The following is a 16,043-nucleotide window of genomic DNA, read 5'->3' as shown; positions in this document are numbered from 1 at the left end:
CAGGACGCCAGCGTTATCGTTGACGACCATCGCGAGCGTGCTCGCTCCTACAGGGGGCGGTGCTCAGTTGGCCAACCGCGCCCCGCTCAGGCTACCGCTCAATTCATACGCGGCCAGCTCGGCCTGGTGCGCGGCGAGGATTTCCGGCAACGAGCCGCGCAGGTATTCGACCCAGGTCTTGATCTTCGCATCCAGGTACTGGCGGGACGGGTAGATGGCGTACAGGTTCAGTTCCTGCGAGCGGTAATTGGGCATCATCCGTACCAGCGAGCCATTGCGCAGGCCTTCGATGGCCGCGTACACCGGCAACACGCCAACGCCCATGCCGCTGATGATCGCGGTTTTCATCGCATCGGCCGAGTTCACCAAAAACGGAGAGCTGTTGATGGTCACCATCTCCTGGCCTTCCGGCCCGTCGAAGGTCCATTTTTCCAGCGGAATCACCGGGCTGACCAGACGCAAACAGGCGTGATTGAGCAGGTCGCCGGGTTTTTGCGCGCAGCCGTTGGCTTTCACATAGGCGGGCGAGGCACAGACGATGCTGTAGGTGATGCCCAGGCGTTGGGAGACAAAACCCGAGTCTGGCAACTCACTGGCCAGGACGATGGACACGTCATAACCCTCGTCCAGCAGGTCCGGTACGCGGTTGGCCAGGGTCAGGTCGAAGGTCACGTCGGGGTGGGTCTTGCGGTAGCGGGCGATGGCATCGATCACGAAATGCTGACCGATACCGGTCATGGTGTGCACCTTGAGCTGGCCGGCCGGGCGCGAATGGGCATCGCTGGCCTCGGCTTCGGCCTCTTCGACATACGCCAGAATCTGTTCGCAGCGCAGCAGGTAGCGTTTGCCGGCCTCGGTCAGGGCGATGCGCCGTGTGGTGCGATTGAGCAGGCGGGTTTGCAGGTGGGCTTCCAGATTGGAAACCGCGCGCGAGACGTTGGCCGTCGTCGTGTCGAGTTGTACGGCAGCGGCGGTGAAACTGCCGGCTTCGGCCACGTAGCTGAAGGCGCGCATGTTTTGCAGGGTGTCCATGGAGTGCTCTCGGATGCGATGGCAAATTGTGACACGAAGTTTCAGGGTCTGAGACCCCCGACTTAGGGATTATCGCGCGAACGGTAACAAAGATTCACAAGAATCCCGGCTTATCGCCGTTCGGGCCCACCCATAGAATTGCCCCGGTCTTTGTGCCTCTCCCTATTTCAGGAATTTGCAGCAGTGCCGCGTCGCATCAAAGGAGCGTTTCAAGCGCTCAATGTTCTGGCTTTAACCCTGGCAATCAGCGGCTGCATCGGAACCGGAGGTATAGCCCCGCAGGGCAAGGCATTGGAGGCCAATACGCTGGCCACCGACGATGCCATCCAGAGCGCTGCGCAAGACGCCAACTGGCCCAAGGCGCAGTGGTGGCAAGTCTACGGCGACCCACAACTCAATCACTGGATCGAGCTGGCACTGCAAGGCAGCCCGACCATGGCCATGGCGGCGGCGAGGGTGCGTCAGGCCAAGGCCATGGCGGGCATCGCCGAGTCGGCCGAATCGTTGCAGGTCAACGGTGTATCCACCCTCAAGCGCCACAATTGGCCCACTGATCAGTTCTACGGGCCCGGCGAGCTGGCCAATTCCACGACCTGGGACAACAACGCCGCCTTGGGCTTCAGCTACGCGCTCGACCTCTGGGGGCGCGAAAGCAACAGCACCGAGCGTGCCGTCGACCTGGCACACATGAGCGCCGCCGAAGCCCGCCTGGCGCAGCTCGAATTGCAGAACAACATCGTGCGTGCCTACATCGAGCTGTCGCTGCACTACGCGCAAAGGGACATCGTCGACGCGACCCTCAAACAGCAGCAGCAGATTCTCGACCTGGCACAAAAACGCCTCGACGGCGGTATCGGTACGCATTTTGAAGTCAGCCAGGCCGAGACACCTTTGCCGGAAACCCATCGCCAACTCGATGCGCTGGACGAAGAAATCGCCCTGAGTCGCAACCAACTGGCGGCCCTGGCCGGCAAAGGCCCGGGCGAGGGCGCGCAACTGCAACGGCCGACACTGGTATTGGGGGCACCACTGAAACTGCCATCGACACTGCCTGCTCAGTTGCTTGGGCAGCGCCCCGATGTCGTCGCCAGTCGCTGGCAAGTGGCGGCGCAGGCCCGGGGCATCGATGTTGCACACGCCGGCTTCTACCCCAACGTCGATCTGGTGGGCAGCCTGGGCTACATGGCCACCGGCGGTGGGGCGCTGGAGTTTTTGACCGGCAAGAAACTCAACTACAGCGTGGGCCCGGCGATCTCGCTGCCGATCTTCGACGGTGGCCGCCTGCGTGCCGAGCTGGGTGAAGCCTCGGCCGGCTACGACATCGCTGTCGCCCGCTACAACCAGACCCTGATCAATGCGCTCAAGAACATCTCTGACCAACTGATTCGTCGCGAGTCGATGGACAAGCAGCAGACCTTCGCCGCCGAATCCGTGGCGACCGCGCAGAAGACTTACGACATCGCCATGATCGCCTACCAGCGCGGGCTTACCGACTACCTCAATGTGCTCAACGCCCAGACCCTGCTGTTCAAGCAGCAGCAAGTGCAGCAGCAGGTGCAGGCTGCTCGACTCGGTGCTCATGCCGAGTTGGTGACGGCGCTGGGGGGCGGGTTGGGGGCCGGTGAGGATGTGCCGGCGCCGGGCAGGACCGCAGCGCCGAAGACGCCGGTGCTGCTGCCCAATTGAACAAGAACCCCTGTGGAACTGGCCCTTTATGGGACTGCCCCCCTGTGGGAGCGGGCTTGCCCGCGATGAGGTCATAGCATTCAACACCCATGTCGACTGTTAAACCGTCATCGCGGGCAAGCCCGCTCCCACATGTGAAGCTCCACAGGTGCAGGTTTATTTAAATTTCCTTGAGCAAAATATCCATGACTCCCTTGCCCGCACCGCTGCGCTGGCTCTACTCCCTCGACTGGCGTCGCGGTTTCTTCGACTGGGCACGCAGCGATGGCGTGACCTGGGTCTACATCTTCAAGGTGCTGCTTGCCGCATTCCTGACCCTGTGGCTGGCGATGCGTCTGGAACTGCCGCAGCCGCGCACGGCGATGATCACCGTATTCATTGTCATGCAGCCGCAGAGCGGCCAGGTGTTCGCCAAAAGCTTCTACCGATTCCTCGGCACCCTGACCGGCTCGGCAGTGATGGTGGCGCTGATCGCGTTGTTCGCGCAGAACACCGAGCTGTTTTTGGGTTCGCTGGCGATCTGGGTGGGTATCTGTTCGGCGGGTGCCGCACGCTACCGTAACTTCCGCGCCTATGGTTTCGTGCTGGCCGGCTATACCGCCGCGATGGTCGGCTTGCCGGCGCTGGCCCATCCGGACGGTGCGTTCATGGCCGCCGTTTGGCGCGTGCTGGAAATTTCCCTGGGCATTCTTTGCGCCACCGTGGTGAGCGCCGCGATCCTGCCGCAGACCGCCAGCGCGGCGATGCGTAACGCCTTGTACCAGCGCTTTGGTGTGTTCGCCCTGTTCGTCACCGACGGGTTGCGCGGTCGTAGCCCGCGCGAGGCGTTCGAGGCAGGCAACGTGCGCTTCAGCGCCGAGGCGGTAGGCCTGGAAGGGCTGCGAAGCGTCACCGTGTTCGAAGACCCGCACATGCGCCGACGAAACGGTCGATTGAGCCGGCTGAACAGCGAATTCATGGGCCTGACCACGCGCTTCAACGCCTTGCACCAGTTGCTCGAACGCTTGCGCGCCAGCGCGGCGGATCATGTGGTGGCCGCGATCAAACCCGGCTTGCAGGACCTTGCCGAAGTGCTCGACGGCTTCAGTGGTCGCGCCCTGACCAGCCCGGATTCGGCGCGTCTGGTCCAGGCCATGGCCGCCTACAAGGAAGCGTTGCCAGCGCGGGTGCGCAGCCTGAGGGCCACATTCCAGGAGACCGGGCCAAGCGACGACGAGCAACTGGACTTCCACACCGCCTATGAACTGCTGTATCGCTTCGTCGATGACCTGCACGGTTACGCACAGACCCACGCGTCCCTGGCCGATCACCACCACGAACGCGAGCAGTGGGACGAACCCTTTACCCCGCAAACCAATTGGATGGCCTCGGCGGCGTCGGGCATTCGGGCGGCATTCATCCTGGTGGTGCTGGGCAGTTACTGGGTGGCGACGGCCTGGCCGAGTGGGGCGACCATGACGCTGATCGCGGCAGCCACAGTGGGTTTGTCCGCCGCCACACCCAATCCCAAGCGCATGGCGTTCCAGATGGCCTGCGGGACCTTCCTCGGGGCATTGATCGGCTTCGTCGAAATGTTTTTCATTTTTCCGTGGATCGATGGTTTTCCCTTGTTGTGCGTGATGCTGGCGCCGGTGATCGTGCTGGGTTCGTTCCTGACCTCTCGGCCGCAGTACGTCGGTGTCGGCCTGGGCCTGCTGATTTTCTTCAGCACCGGCTCGGTGCCGGACAACCTGACGATCTACAACCCGTACACCTTCATCAACGATTACATCGCCATGGTGCTTGGCATGCTGGTGTGTGCCGCCGCCGGGGCGATCATCATGCCGCCCAACAGCCGCTGGCTGTGGCGTCGCCTGGAGCAGGACCTGCGCGGGCAGGTGGTGTTTGCGATCAGCGGCAAGCTCAAGGGCCTGGCCTCGAGCTTCGAAAGTCGCACCCGCGACCTGCTGCACCAGGCCTACGGTTTCGCCGCCGGCCAACCCCAGGTGCAGCGCGAATTGCTGCGCTGGATGTTCGTGGTGCTGGAAGTCGGTCACGCGATCATCGAGTTGCGCAAGGAACAGGCGATCCTGCCGGTGCATCCGGCCTACGCCGAATCCCAGCCGTGGCGCCAGGCAATCCGCGTGATGGGGCGCTCGCTGGTGCGGCTGTTCCTGCAACCTAGCGCGAGCAACCTGGAGCGCGGCCTGATCGCTGTGGACCACGCCATCAGCCGTGTGCAGGCCACCGACGAGCCGTTCGCGCCGCACTTTGACACCTCGGCCCTGCGCCGGGTCAAAAGCTACCTGCACTTCATCCGCAGTTCCTTGCTCGACCCGCAATCACCGCTGGCCGCCTACGCCAAAACCTCGCCCGAAGGATCTGCCCATGCCTCGTGAAATCGCCTTCCACGGCGTGTACATGCCGACCATGACGCTGATGTTCCTGATTGCCGCCGTGCTGGCCTGGGCGCTGGACCGATTCCTGTCCGGGTTCGACCTGTACCGCTTCTTCTGGCACCCGGCGCTGCTGCGCCTGAGCCTGTTTACCTGTCTGTTCGGCGCGTTGGCGCTGACTGTTTACCGTTGACTCTCTACCTTGAGAAGGCCCCGATGAAAAAGCTTTTCAGCCTGCTTGCCACCCTGTTGGTCCTGGCGCTCGCGCTCTGGGTCGGCCGGACCCTGTGGGTGCACTACATGAACACGCCCTGGACCCGCGACGGTCGGGTGCGTGCCGACATCATCAACGTGGCCGCCGACGTCACCGGCGAAGTGGTGGATGTGCCGGTGCGCGACAACCAACTGGTGAAGAAGGGCGATCTGCTGATGCGCATCGACCCCGAACACTACCGCCTCGCGGTCAAACAGGCGCAATCGCTGGTGGCGTCACGCAAGGCCACCTGGGAGATGCGCAAGGTCAACGCCCATCGCCGCGCCGACCTGGACAACCTGGTGATCTCCCGGGAAAACCGCGACGACGCCAGCAACATCGCCGACTCGGCCCTGGCGGACTACCAGCATGCGCAGGCACAACTGGAAGCGGCGGAACTGAACCTCAAGCGCACCGAAGTGCGGGCGGCGGTGGACGGCTACGTCACCAACCTCAACGTCCATCGCGGCGACTATGCGCGCATCGGTGAAGCGAAAATGGCCGTGGTCGACATGAACTCGTTCTGGGTCTACGGCTTCTTCGAAGAAACCAAGCTGCCCCACGTACGCGTCGGCGACAAAGCCGACATGCAGTTGATGAGCGGCGAAGTGTTGAAAGGGCATGTAGAGAGCATTTCCCGTGGCATCTACGACCGCGACAACCCCGAGAGCCGCGAGCTGATCGCGGATGTGAACCCGACTTTCAACTGGGTGCGCCTGGCACAACGGGTGCCGGTGCGCATTCACATCGATGAAGTGCCGGAGGGTGTACTGCTGGCGGCGGGGATTACCTGCACGGTCATCGTTAACGAATAAGCCTCAGCAAAACGTCTCGTGCAGGTGCCGCCAGAGAATCCGGCCTTCCACTCGCTCGAACACCACCGTCGAGCGGCGATCGGAATGCAGGCCGGTGGCATCGGTCTGCTGCTCGCGGTAGCTGACGGTGGCGCCGCCGTCGTGCAGGGCAATGCCACGCAACTCGCTCAGCTCGATGCGAAAACCGAGCTTCTTGCCACCGGCCAGCAGGAACAACTCGTTGAGCGCGGCGAAGTCCAACTGCCGGCCCAGGGGCGAGATCATGGAAAACTGGGGTGAGAAACGGGTGAGCAAGCGGTCGAGTTCGGAGGCGTCGCGTTCTTCGGCCAGCCATTGCTCGATGAGCACGTGGGCCTGGATCACTTCTTCGAAGTACTCGGTGTAGTCGGTCATGTTTTTTTACCTGGAATTTATCGGGTGGCTGTTCGGGCCTCATCGCGGGCAAGCCCGCTCCTACAGGGATTTGTGAACACCGCTCCCCTGTAGGAGCGAGCTTGCTCGCGATGGGGTCAACTTGGTCTAGAGCTGCCCCCGCAACCCAAACCGCTTCATCAACGCCGACTCCAGCAACCCCTTGGGCAGCAACCCCGCCATCAGCGGCAACGCACGGCTGCCATTGCCCAGGCGTACCAGCCGCGGCGGCTTGCCCTGTTGCACCGCCTTGAGCACTCCGGCGGCGAACTCGCTGGCGGGGGTCGGTTTGTCCTGGGACGCCTTGGCCCGCGCGCGGATGCCTTCGCGCAAGGCGAACCACGGTGATTGCTCGCTGATCAACTGCTCGGCCTGCTCCCCGGCATTCTTGGCGAAGCTTGACGCGATCGCTCCCGGCTGCACTTCCATCACCCGCACGCCGAAGGGCGCCAGTTCCATGCGCAAGGCATCGCTCAAGGCATGCACTGCGGCCTTGGAGGCGCAATAGGCGCCGGCGAACGGTGTGACCAGCACGCCCGAGACGCTGCCGATGTTCACTACCAAGCCCTTGGCACGGCGTAACACCGGAAAAAACGCGCGAGTCACACCGACGATGGCAAACACATTGGTTTCGAACTGGCGCTGCATGGCCACCACGCCGCCGTCCAGCAGCGGCCCCATGGCGCCGTACCCCGCGTTGTTGATCAGTACGTCGAGGCCGCCATGCTGCTGGTTGATCTGCTCGGCCAGTTGCTCGAGCGCCGGGCCGTCGTTGACGTCCAATTGCACGGCGTTAAAACCCGCCGCTGCCAGCGCGGCAACATCTTCAGCCTTGCGTGCGGTGGCCCAGACCTTGAAGCCTGCGGCCTTGAACACATCGGCCAGGGCGCGGCCAATGCCGCTGGAACAACCGGTAATCAACGCAATAGGCATGGCGCGGTCCTTGTGCAAGAAGAAGGAAAAGTCAGTCGGAGAAACTACCCTGCAAATGCTCGGCGCGAAACTCCAGGGTTTGCGGGCGATAGCCGGGGCGCAGCGGTGGCATGGGCAGGCAGTCTTCCCAGTTCGCTCCGGCCTGCAACTCGCCGGGTCCCCGGTAACGGGGTGCGGTGTATTGGTTATCGGCCAGGTTGACCGTATCGCCCGGGGCGTAGGCGGCAACGCGCCAACGCAATTCGGTCAGGGGCACGTCGTTGCCATTGTTCATCGTCAGTTGCAGCGGACGATCCGCCGGGCACTGATCCGGCGCGTAGCTGATGCGCAACTCGAGCCGCGCCAGTTGCTTGACCTCGCGATTGTCCAGCCAGATGACCCAGGTCGCCACCAGGCCCAGGCCAATCACCGCTGCCACCGAAACGGGCAGAGCCTTGGCCGGGTAACGCACCAATAGAATCAACCAGGTGATGACCAGCAGGACGCCAATGAACATGTCGTGCAACCTCGGGAGCAGAGGGGAGCATCGTACCTAAGCGTGGGGGAGGTTGGCGATGGGGTTGGATTTTGCGGGGCCTGTGTTGGCCTCTTCGCGGGCAAGCCCGCTCCCACAGGGTTCGGTGTGCACGGTCAAAAAATGTGGGAGCGGGCTTGCCCGCGAAGAGGCCAGTACAGTCAACAAAGATCCAAAAGAAAAAAGCCCCCACCCAACCCACTGCGGATAGGGGACGCAGTGGGCTGGATAGGGGCTTCTCGTTCTGCTTGACGCTTACTGCGCGATGGTTTTCACCGAAACGCCGCGCTCGATCGGGGTCGACCGGCCGTAGATGTCTTCAAACCGCTCGATATCGTCTTCGCCCAGGTAGCTGCCCGATTGCACCTCGATGATTTCCAGCGGGATCTTGCCCGGGTTGCGCAGGCGGTGGACCGAGGCAATCGGGATGTAGGTGGACTGGTTTTCGGTGAGCAGGAACACGTTTTCATCGCACGTCACTTCGGCGGTGCCGCTGACGACGATCCAGTGTTCGGCGCGGTGGTGGTGCATCTGCAGCGACAGGCAGGCGCCTGGCTTGACCGAGATGTGCTTGACCTGGAAGCGGCCGCCCATGTCCACCGAGTCGTAGGAGCCCCACGGACGGTAGACTTCGCAGTGGTTCTGGGTTTCGCTGCGGCCCTGTTCGTTGAGGGTGTTGACCATCTGTTTCACGCCCTGGACCTTGTCCTTGTGCGCAATCATCATGGCGTCCTTGGTTTCAACGACCACGATGTTTTCCAGGCCGATCACCGACACCAGTTTGCCGTTGCCGTGGATCATGCAGTTCCTGCTGTCCTGGACCACCACGTCGCCCTTGGTAACGTTGCCGTCGGCGTCCTTCTCGTTCACTTCCCACAACGACGACCAGCAACCGACATCGCTCCAGCCGGCGGTCAGCGGCACGACGCAGGCGCGCTGGGTTTTTTCCATCACCGAGTAGTCGATGGAGTTGTCCGGGCAGCAGGCGAAGGTGGCTTCGTCGATCATCACGGTATCGACGTCCTGCTCGCTGCGCTCAAGGGTCAGCATGCAGTTGTCGTAGATGTCAGGATCATGCTTTTTCAGCTCTTCGAGGAAGCGGCTGGCGCGGAACAGGAACATGCCGCTGTTCCAGAAGTAGCCGCCGGACTGCACGTACTCGGTGGCACGTTTGACGTCCGGTTTTTCAACGAAGTGCGACACGCGGCTGACACCTTCGGGCAGCAACGAATCATTGGCCGACTTGATGTAGCCATAGCCGGTTTCCGGTTTGGTCGCCGGCACGCCGAACAGCACCATTTCGCCGTTCTCGGCGGCGACCGTGGCCAGGGCCAGGGCGCGTTGCAGCGCTTTTTGGTCTTCCAGCACGTGGTCGGCCGGCAGCACCAGCATCAGATCATCACGGCCTTCGTTGACCAGCATCATCGCGGTCAGGGCGACCGCTGGCGCGGTATTGCGCCCGAACGGTTCCATCAGGATGCGCTGGGTATCCAGTTTACGAGCAGCGAGTTGCTCGTTGACGATGAATCGGTGGTCCTTGTTGCAGACCACGATCGGGGTATCCATGCCTTCGAACACCAGGCGTTCCAGGGTTTGCTGGAACAGAGTGTGCTCGCCGGTCAGGGCCAGGAACTGTTTAGGGAACTGCTTACGGGAAAGCGGCCAAAGACGTGAGCCGCTACCACCTGACAAGATCACCGGAATCATGTTGTTACTCCTTAAAAATCAGTAGGGAGCCACGAGCTGCAAGCGGCAAGTTAAAGCGCTTTGCTTGCAGCTACAGGCTTGTAGCTATTAGCTCGCGCTTTAGCGCGTAGACACCGGGCGCTTGACCCAGACTGGCGACAGGCTGCTGCCATTGCCGGTGACGTACAGGACGGCGGCTTCACCGCGCTCCAGTGCCACTGGCTTCACATCGCCGACTTTCGTTGCGCCATCGTACAGCGCCAGGCTGACTTTGACCGGGTTGATTTCACGCTCGCCACGGCCCTTGGCAGCCACGGCCGGCACGACTTCGGTCTTGCCGTCGGCGGTTTTCAGGGTCAGGGCCTTGTCGCTGAGGTTTTGCACGCGAACCAGGGACTTCTGCTTGTTCTTGAACGGCGGTTCTTCGATCAGTTGTGGTGCGCCGCCGGCGTTGTTGACCAGGGTGTAATAGTGATCGCCCGCCAGTTTCACCGGCAGGGATTGGCTGCCGACCTTGGCGCTGTAGTCACCACCCGGCATGAAGCTGAAGTCGGTGCTGGCCAGCGGTGCGACATCGCTCAGGCTGGTGCTGCCGACGGTGGCGCTGACTTCGGTGTTGGCGGCGTTATAGACGCGTACGAAGGTCGAGCCTTTGGGTGCGGTCGGGCCGTAGAGCGCCGAATCGCCAGCGGCGAAGGCGTTCATTGACAGCACGCTGAAGGTCGCGGCCAAAGCGAAGGTCTTGGCGAGACGACGAGGAGTAGTAGTGAAAGTCATAGTGAACCTCTCTTTCAGTTTTGCGCCCGATCGGGCGTCTCGGATTTAGTGTTTACAGCTACGTTTTGTTGGCGAGCGCCGGCTTCTTTGAGCGCTGCTACCCACTGCGGGTCGGCGTCGCCGATTTCGTTGTTGACGGGCAGATAACGTTCCGGAAACTCCCAGATCAGCACTTGTGGCGGGCTGTTCTTGAAAGCATCGCTTTTGAGATAGCTGAGCATCGGCAGGATCGGGCCATGGCCGTCCTCGGCGTAATTGACCACGTCGCTGTTCAATGCCTGTTTCAGCGCGCCGACGAAGTTCCAGTTCGGGTTGGCGCTGTAGCTGGTACCGATCAGCGCCACCGGCACCTCGGTGTTGGCGAACAGGGCGTCATCGCCGCTGGCCTGGTCACCCACGGCCACGGTGTTGCGTTTTTGCAGGGGCTCGGTCGCCGGCATCATGTTTTCGAACAGCGGGTCCAGCGGCAGGAACAGGCGCAGGTCACCCTTGTGGGTCACGGTTTGCGCAGGCTCGGTTACGAAACGCTGCGGCTCGCCGCTGAGCGGGGTTTTTTCCGCGATGGTTTTGGCCAGGGTCTCGGCGGCGATCTGCGCGCCTTCAGGCGTCCAGTGGGTGTCGGTGCGCAGGAACACCTGCTGGCCGTTGAGCTTGCCCTTTTGCAGCGGGATCAGCAGGTCGGGGGCCAGGATCTTGTTGGCGGCGACACGGGCGTGGAAGTCTTCATACAGGTTGGCGTGAATGCTCGAAGGCTTCACTTCACCCAGATGTTCCGGATACAGGCGAGTCTTGGCCGGCACAATGGCCATCACCAGTTTCACGCCCTTTGCCTTGAGTTCCTGGCGCACGCCTTCGACCAGCGCGTAGTTGCTTTGCAGGTTCAATTCTTCATTGACGATCGGATTGAACTCCTCATCGCTGTACAACCACTGGTCTTGGCCGAGCACCACGCCCGGGCGACCTTCGTTGAACAGTTTGAAATCCAGTGCTGCCCAGAGGTTGGTCCCCAGGCGCTTGATCGGGAATTCGTCGTCATAGTGGGTTTCGACGGCCTTGGCCCAACGGCCATTGAGCACTGTCGCGTCGGCGTTGGTGCTGAAGCCGAAGAAGCTGCGCACCGACCACAGGCCCAGGACCAGCAGGGTCACCATGAACAGAGCGATGTAGAAGATACGTAATGAGCGGGTCATGGTCAGATCCCTCAGAACTGGAAGTAAAGGAACGGCGAGAAGCTTTGCGCCGAGAGTTTGAGAATCGAGGCGATGAACAGCAGCAGCACCAATGCACGCATCACGTAGCGCGACCAGTCAGCGGTCCAGTAGGCCGGTTGAACGGTGGCTTCAGTGCCAACGGTGTAGCCCGGTTCATGGATGCTGGCCGGGTTGTCACCCGGTACGGCCTTGATCATTCCCGGAGTTGCGGTAGCCGGGCCATTGGCCTCGACGTTGACGGCGGGTTTGGTCTTGGCGGGCGGCTGGTTGCTGTAGAGGTCGCGCAGGCCGAAGAACGCCAGGGTGATGTAGGCCACCACCAGGGTTGCCACTTGCAGGCCGGTGAGGTTGGCGCGGTTGAGTTCCGACAGCGACCATTCACCAAAGCTGAACATGGCGCCGTACATGCGACCGGCCACGTGCAGGTTTTCGGCGCGGAAGATGACCCAGCCCATTACCACCAGCAAGAAGGTCAGCGCCCAGCGGATCGGGTTGAGGCTGCGCGGCGACGTGTTCAGGCCCAGGGCCTTTTCAATCGCCAGCCACATGCCGTGCCAGGCACCCCAAACGATGTAGGTGATGTTCGCGCCGTGCCACAGACCACCGAGCAGCATGGTCAGGAACAGGTTGCGATAGGTCATCAGTGTGCCTTTGCGATTGCCGCCCAGCGTGATGTACAGGTAGTCGCGCAGCCAGGTGGACAGGCTGATGTGCCAGCGCCGCCAGAACTCGGTGATCGACTGGCTGATGTAGGGCTGCTTGAAGTTTTCCATGAAGCGGAAACCCATCATCAAGCCCAGGCCGATGGCCATGTCGCTGTAGCCGGAGAAGTCGAAATACAACTGCGCGGTATAGGCCAGTGCGCCGAGCCAGGCGTCGCCCGTGGTCGGGTTTTGCAAGGCAAAGCAATGGTCGGTAACCACCGCGAGGGTGTCGGCGATGAAGACTTTCTTGATGAAACCCTGCATGAACCGCGTGCAACCCTCAGAGAATTTGTCGAGGGTGTGCGTGCGGTTGTTGAACTGGTCGGCGAGGTCGCGAAAACGCAGGACCGGGCCGGCAATCAGGTGCGGGAAGATCGCCACGAACGCCGCGAAGTCGATCAGGTTGCGCGTGGCCGGGGTGTCGCCACGGTAAACGTCGATGATGTAGCTGATGGACTCGAAGATGTAGAACGAGATACCGATCGGCAGCAGCACATGGGTGAGGATGAACGGCGACAGCCCCACAGAGGTCATCAGCGCATTGATGCTGTCGACGCCGAAGTTGGCGTACTTGAAGTAACCCAGGATGCACAGGTCGACGGCCACGCCGAGCAGCAGCCAACGCTGGGCCGGTTTGGTGCGCACACCGGCGGCGCCGACTTTCAGGCCAATCCAGTAGTTCCACAGGGTGACGGCGGCGAACAACGCGAGGAAGTCTACGCGCCACCAGGCATAGAACACATAGCTGGCGATCAGCAGCAGCAGGTTGCGATAGCGTATTCCGCTCAAGTAGTACATGCCGAGAAAGATCGGCAGGAACAAAAACAGGAACACGTTGGATGAAAATACCATCCCGGTCTCTCCGTGTTTAACCAACAGTCAAGGGCCAACGGCCCCCCCAAACCCCCCATGGAAAACCGGGGGGTAACTCACAAAACCAAAACCCGACACTGACCCCCTGTAGGAGCCAGCTTGCTGGCGATCGCGGTGTATCAGTCGACACTCAGGGTGAATGTCAGATCGCAATCGCGAGCAAGCCCGCTCCTACAGGAGACGAATCAAGATCCCTTGCCCTTGTCATTCGCCGGGTCATAAACCTTGGTCAGGTCACCCCCCAGGCGGAAGGTCTTGAACGGTTGCATCTCGTGTTTCTTTTCCAGCACGTCCGGGGTGCAGGTGTAGAGGGAGCAGAACGGTTCGAGCCAGGCGAATTTCATGTCCTTCTTCAGGTCGGTCATGTCCTGTTCCTTGCCGTTTTTCTCTTCGAACTGCTCAGGATCCTTCACCCCGGCCAGTACGCGATCACCCAGGCGTTTGAGCGCGCCGTTGTTTTCCTGGCGCAGGTCCACACCGTTGACCTGGGCGAAACTGGCGATCATCGCCAGCGGCGGCAGGGCGTAGTTGTGGTAGGCGAGGGCGCGTTGATTGCGCTTGAGTTCGTTGGGCAAAAAGCCCTGGGCGTCCACCTGATTGACGCCGACCTTGTATTCCTTGACGGCCCAGTCGAACAGGTCTCGGCGGTTGGTGGCGACGGAGGTCGCCATCACCGACCAGGCGGCCCAGTACGAGTGGTTGTTGGTTTTTTCCAGCGGCAGGTTGTCCCAGTCGCTGACGACTTGGTCGGCCATCTTGTTGAACCAGGCTTCGATCAGCTGCGATTCCTGCTGGTGGTTGGCCAGCGGATGCGAATCGGAGAACTTCAGGCGCAGATACGCGGACGCCATACTGCCCAGCGCCCATTTGCGCATGGACTTGCCAGTGTGGTTGAAGTCCTTGGACATCAAGGCGTCGGCCTTGGCCCAGGCGGTCAACCAATTCAGCGTGCATTCCAGCTGTTCGGGACGACCGTCGCGCATGAACTGCATGACGCGCTTGCTGGTGCCGCGCTCGATCTTGGTAATGTCGGCGGTGCTGTCACGAAAGGCTTTTTCCGATGTGACGTTCAAGGTCGAACGGGCCTTGTCCGACCCCTCGTACTTGCTGCGAAATTGCAGCGAGCCGGTGTAAGGCGTCGGCATCGCGTCGCAGCCTTCGCTGCTGTCGCCGGTTTTGACTTTCTCGATCGGCGCGAAGTATCCCTGGGGCGGACGCAGTGGTGCGGCGGCCTGAGTGGCGCCGGCGAACATCGCCAGCGTCAGCAGGGATGGGGCGAGTAACTGTTTCAACGTTCGGTTGTGCATGGCAGACCTCATTGCCCGATTTGAGCGGTGCGTTGCTCGGCGCTCGGGAATACGTTGCGTTTGCAGATTTTCGCTTCGACCTTCTGGGGTGCGGCACCGGCTTCGGGGCCCTGGACTTCGACTGCCAGCAGATTCTGCGAGGCCCAGTCTTCGTCCGTGCGCAACTCGAAGGCGAAACGACCGTCGGTGTCGGACGTTTCCGGTTTTTCGATCTTGATGTCCTCGTGGCGCCCGTTCATGTACCAGAGGGTGGCTTGCAGGGTTTTCACCGAGGTGTCGGCGAAGCGGATGTCGACCTGGTGGCTGCTGTTTTGCAGGTTCAGGTTTTTGCTGTTGACCATCAGTTCATTCTTGCCTGGTTTGAGCGTGGTGCTGCCGGACATCTGTGCATCTTTGCCTTCGCAACCGTTATCCAGCAGCGCCATCATCTGGCGGTAGATGGTTTCCTGGTCCAGGCGATAGAGCGGCGAGAATTCCCAGATGAGAATCTTCGGCGGGTTCTTCTGGAATTCTTCGCTGCCCAGGTACTGCAGCATCGAACCTTCCAGGCCGCCGCCGGGGAACGCCACGTTGAGAATGTCAGCGCCGATGGACTCTTCGAGGAACCCGGCGAAGTTGTAGTTCTTGCCGCTGTGGGACGTACCGACCAGGGTGATCTGCGGATTGCCAGAGTCGCCGAACAGATCGCCGTCGCCCGCTTCGCCCTTGGGCTCGGTGGTGAATTGATCCATGTACTGGATCGCGTAGCTGGTGCCACAGAGTTGACCGGCCATGTTGTGCAATGTTCCGGTCTTGCCCATGCGACCCGACTTGTGGGTCTCGAATTCGCGCTTGGGAATGTCGGCGAAGGCCGGGATCTGCTTGACCTTCTCGGCGACGATCTTCGCTGTGCGCTGCGCGCCGTATGGGGTCCAGTGCTGGTCGCCACGGAAGTAGAAATCGTGGGCGGGCAGGGTCTCGGGCAGCGATTCGTTGGTCAGCGGCGACAGGTCCGGCACCACATAGCCCATGGCGGCAAAGCGGCCGAGCATGGTCTTGTAATTGCGCAGGGCCTTGTCGAAATCGTAGCTGGCCTTCTCCTGCGGGTTGAGCTTGTTGCGGTTCACCAGGCCACGGGTCGGCTGATAAACCACCACCAGTTCCACACCTTTGCTCTTGAACGCATCGTGCAGTTGCTGCATGCGTTTGTAGCCGGCGGGGGTGGTGTCGAATTCGGTGCGCAAGTCTTCCTGGGTACGGAACAGCCAGTCGCCCTGGGCCTGTACCAGCGTGGTGAAGTTCTGCTGGTAGCGTGTGGTGTAGTTCTTCGCGTCGTGGGCTTGCGGGCACAGGTTGCAGCACGGCTCGGCTTCAAAGGTGGGAGCCTGGACTTCGTCCGCGCGCGCCCCGGCGCTGGCCGCGAGAATACCGGCGGTCAGGGCCGACAGGCTGAGTAATTTGATCAAGTGTGGGTGCATAAAATTATC

14 protein-coding genes are annotated in these 16,043 nt (G+C 61.6%); 4 read left to right on the top strand and 10 right to left on the bottom strand.

Annotated features, from left to right (window positions below):
- Nucleotides 1-63 precede the first annotated feature (63 nt).
- A complete protein-coding gene (locus AB4N64_RS20575; RefSeq protein WP_460117928.1) occupies nt 64-1,032 on the bottom strand; it encodes a LysR family transcriptional regulator in 969 nt (322 codons plus the stop codon).
- A 183-nt stretch (nt 1,033-1,215) separates the two neighbouring features.
- Between AB4N64_RS20575 and AB4N64_RS20570 the strand changes: the two genes are divergently transcribed.
- The 4 genes from AB4N64_RS20570 (at nt 1,216) to AB4N64_RS20555 (ending at nt 6,161) form a co-directional block, all read left to right on the top strand.
- Nucleotides 1,216-2,718: an efflux transporter outer membrane subunit gene (locus AB4N64_RS20570; protein ID WP_460117927.1), complete on the top strand. Its 1,503-nt coding sequence runs from the start codon at nt 1,216-1,218 to the stop codon at nt 2,716-2,718.
- Nucleotides 2,719-2,903: 185 nt separating this feature from the next.
- Nucleotides 2,904-5,096, top strand: coding sequence for an FUSC family protein (locus tag AB4N64_RS20565; protein ID WP_460117925.1), 2,193 nt, complete (start codon nt 2,904-2,906; stop codon nt 5,094-5,096).
- The gene (locus tag AB4N64_RS20560; RefSeq protein WP_460117923.1) at nt 5,086-5,286 is read left to right on the top strand and encodes a DUF1656 domain-containing protein; all 201 of its coding nucleotides are present in this window, start codon (nt 5,086-5,088) and stop codon (nt 5,284-5,286) included. Before AB4N64_RS20565 ends, AB4N64_RS20560 begins: the two co-directional genes overlap by 11 nt.
- A 23-nt stretch (nt 5,287-5,309) precedes the next feature.
- Nucleotides 5,310-6,161, top strand: a complete 852-nt coding sequence (locus AB4N64_RS20555) for an efflux RND transporter periplasmic adaptor subunit (RefSeq protein ID WP_460117921.1) — start codon at nt 5,310-5,312, stop codon at nt 6,159-6,161.
- A 3-nt stretch (nt 6,162-6,164) separates the two neighbouring features.
- On the opposite strand, the gene AB4N64_RS20550 is transcribed toward AB4N64_RS20555, so the two are convergent.
- The 9 genes from AB4N64_RS20550 to AB4N64_RS20510 all read right to left on the bottom strand — a co-directional run bounded on the left by AB4N64_RS20550 (nt 6,165) and on the right by AB4N64_RS20510 (nt 16,034).
- Nucleotides 6,165-6,554 (bottom strand): DUF4440 domain-containing protein, encoded by a 390-nt coding sequence (locus AB4N64_RS20550; RefSeq protein ID WP_460117920.1) that lies wholly within the window; start codon nt 6,552-6,554, stop codon nt 6,165-6,167.
- 126 nt (nt 6,555-6,680) lie between these two features.
- On the bottom strand, nt 6,681-7,505 hold the full coding sequence (locus AB4N64_RS20545; RefSeq protein WP_460117918.1) for an SDR family oxidoreductase: 825 nt from the start codon (nt 7,503-7,505) through the stop codon (nt 6,681-6,683).
- Between the two features lie 31 nt (nt 7,506-7,536).
- Complete coding sequence (locus AB4N64_RS20540; RefSeq protein ID WP_460117916.1) at nt 7,537-8,001, bottom strand: multidrug transporter; 465 nt, start codon at nt 7,999-8,001, stop codon at nt 7,537-7,539.
- Nucleotides 8,002-8,274: 273 nt separating this feature from the next.
- Nucleotides 8,275-9,726 (bottom strand): mannose-1-phosphate guanylyltransferase/mannose-6-phosphate isomerase, encoded by a 1,452-nt coding sequence (locus tag AB4N64_RS20535; protein WP_460117914.1) that lies wholly within the window; start codon nt 9,724-9,726, stop codon nt 8,275-8,277.
- 99 nt (nt 9,727-9,825) lie between these two features.
- On the bottom strand, nt 9,826-10,482 hold the full coding sequence (locus AB4N64_RS20530; protein WP_460117912.1) for an alginate O-acetyltransferase AlgF: 657 nt from the start codon (nt 10,480-10,482) through the stop codon (nt 9,826-9,828).
- 14 nt (nt 10,483-10,496) lie between these two features.
- Nucleotides 10,497-11,672, bottom strand: a complete 1,176-nt coding sequence (locus tag AB4N64_RS20525) for an alginate O-acetyltransferase (RefSeq protein WP_460117910.1) — start codon at nt 11,670-11,672, stop codon at nt 10,497-10,499.
- A gap of 11 nt (nt 11,673-11,683) precedes the next feature.
- Nucleotides 11,684-13,249: an MBOAT family O-acyltransferase gene (locus tag AB4N64_RS20520; protein WP_460117908.1), complete on the bottom strand. Its 1,566-nt coding sequence runs from the start codon at nt 13,247-13,249 to the stop codon at nt 11,684-11,686.
- Nucleotides 13,250-13,455: 206 nt separating this feature from the next.
- The gene (locus AB4N64_RS20515) at nt 13,456-14,577 is read right to left on the bottom strand and encodes a mannuronate-specific alginate lyase (RefSeq protein ID WP_460117906.1); all 1,122 of its coding nucleotides are present in this window, start codon (nt 14,575-14,577) and stop codon (nt 13,456-13,458) included.
- Nucleotides 14,578-14,585: 8 nt separating this feature from the next.
- Nucleotides 14,586-16,034, bottom strand: coding sequence for an alginate O-acetyltransferase (locus tag AB4N64_RS20510; protein WP_460117904.1), 1,449 nt, complete (start codon nt 16,032-16,034; stop codon nt 14,586-14,588).
- Nucleotides 16,035-16,043: the final 9 nt, after the last annotated feature.

Source organism: Pseudomonas sp. S2_C03 (assembly GCF_054668405.1).
This window is presented reverse-complemented; position numbering and strand designations above follow the sequence as displayed.

Excerpts from the sequence above, each read along its gene's own strand:
- AB4N64_RS20575 (WP_460117928.1), bottom strand. The coding sequence starts at position 1,032 with ATGGACACCCTGCAAAACATGCGCGCCTTCAGCTACGTGGCCGAAGCC.
- AB4N64_RS20565 (WP_460117925.1), top strand. The coding sequence starts at position 2,904 with ATGACTCCCTTGCCCGCACCGCTGCGCTGGCTCTACTCCCTCGACTGG.
- AB4N64_RS20560 (WP_460117923.1), top strand. The coding sequence starts at position 5,086 with ATGCCTCGTGAAATCGCCTTCCACGGCGTGTACATGCCGACCATGACG.
- AB4N64_RS20555 (WP_460117921.1), top strand. The coding sequence starts at position 5,310 with ATGAAAAAGCTTTTCAGCCTGCTTGCCACCCTGTTGGTCCTGGCGCTC.
- AB4N64_RS20550 (WP_460117920.1), bottom strand. The coding sequence starts at position 6,554 with ATGACCGACTACACCGAGTACTTCGAAGAAGTGATCCAGGCCCACGTG.
- AB4N64_RS20545 (WP_460117918.1), bottom strand. The coding sequence starts at position 7,505 with ATGCCTATTGCGTTGATTACCGGTTGTTCCAGCGGCATTGGCCGCGCC.
- AB4N64_RS20540 (WP_460117916.1), bottom strand. The coding sequence starts at position 8,001 with ATGTTCATTGGCGTCCTGCTGGTCATCACCTGGTTGATTCTATTGGTG.
- AB4N64_RS20535 (WP_460117914.1), bottom strand. The coding sequence starts at position 9,726 with ATGATTCCGGTGATCTTGTCAGGTGGTAGCGGCTCACGTCTTTGGCCG.
- AB4N64_RS20530 (WP_460117912.1), bottom strand. The coding sequence starts at position 10,482 with ATGACTTTCACTACTACTCCTCGTCGTCTCGCCAAGACCTTCGCTTTG.
- AB4N64_RS20525 (WP_460117910.1), bottom strand. The coding sequence starts at position 11,672 with ATGACCCGCTCATTACGTATCTTCTACATCGCTCTGTTCATGGTGACC.
- AB4N64_RS20520 (WP_460117908.1), bottom strand. The coding sequence starts at position 13,249 with ATGGTATTTTCATCCAACGTGTTCCTGTTTTTGTTCCTGCCGATCTTT.
- AB4N64_RS20515 (WP_460117906.1), bottom strand. The coding sequence starts at position 14,577 with ATGCACAACCGAACGTTGAAACAGTTACTCGCCCCATCCCTGCTGACG.
- AB4N64_RS20510 (WP_460117904.1), bottom strand. The coding sequence starts at position 16,034 with ATGCACCCACACTTGATCAAATTACTCAGCCTGTCGGCCCTGACCGCC.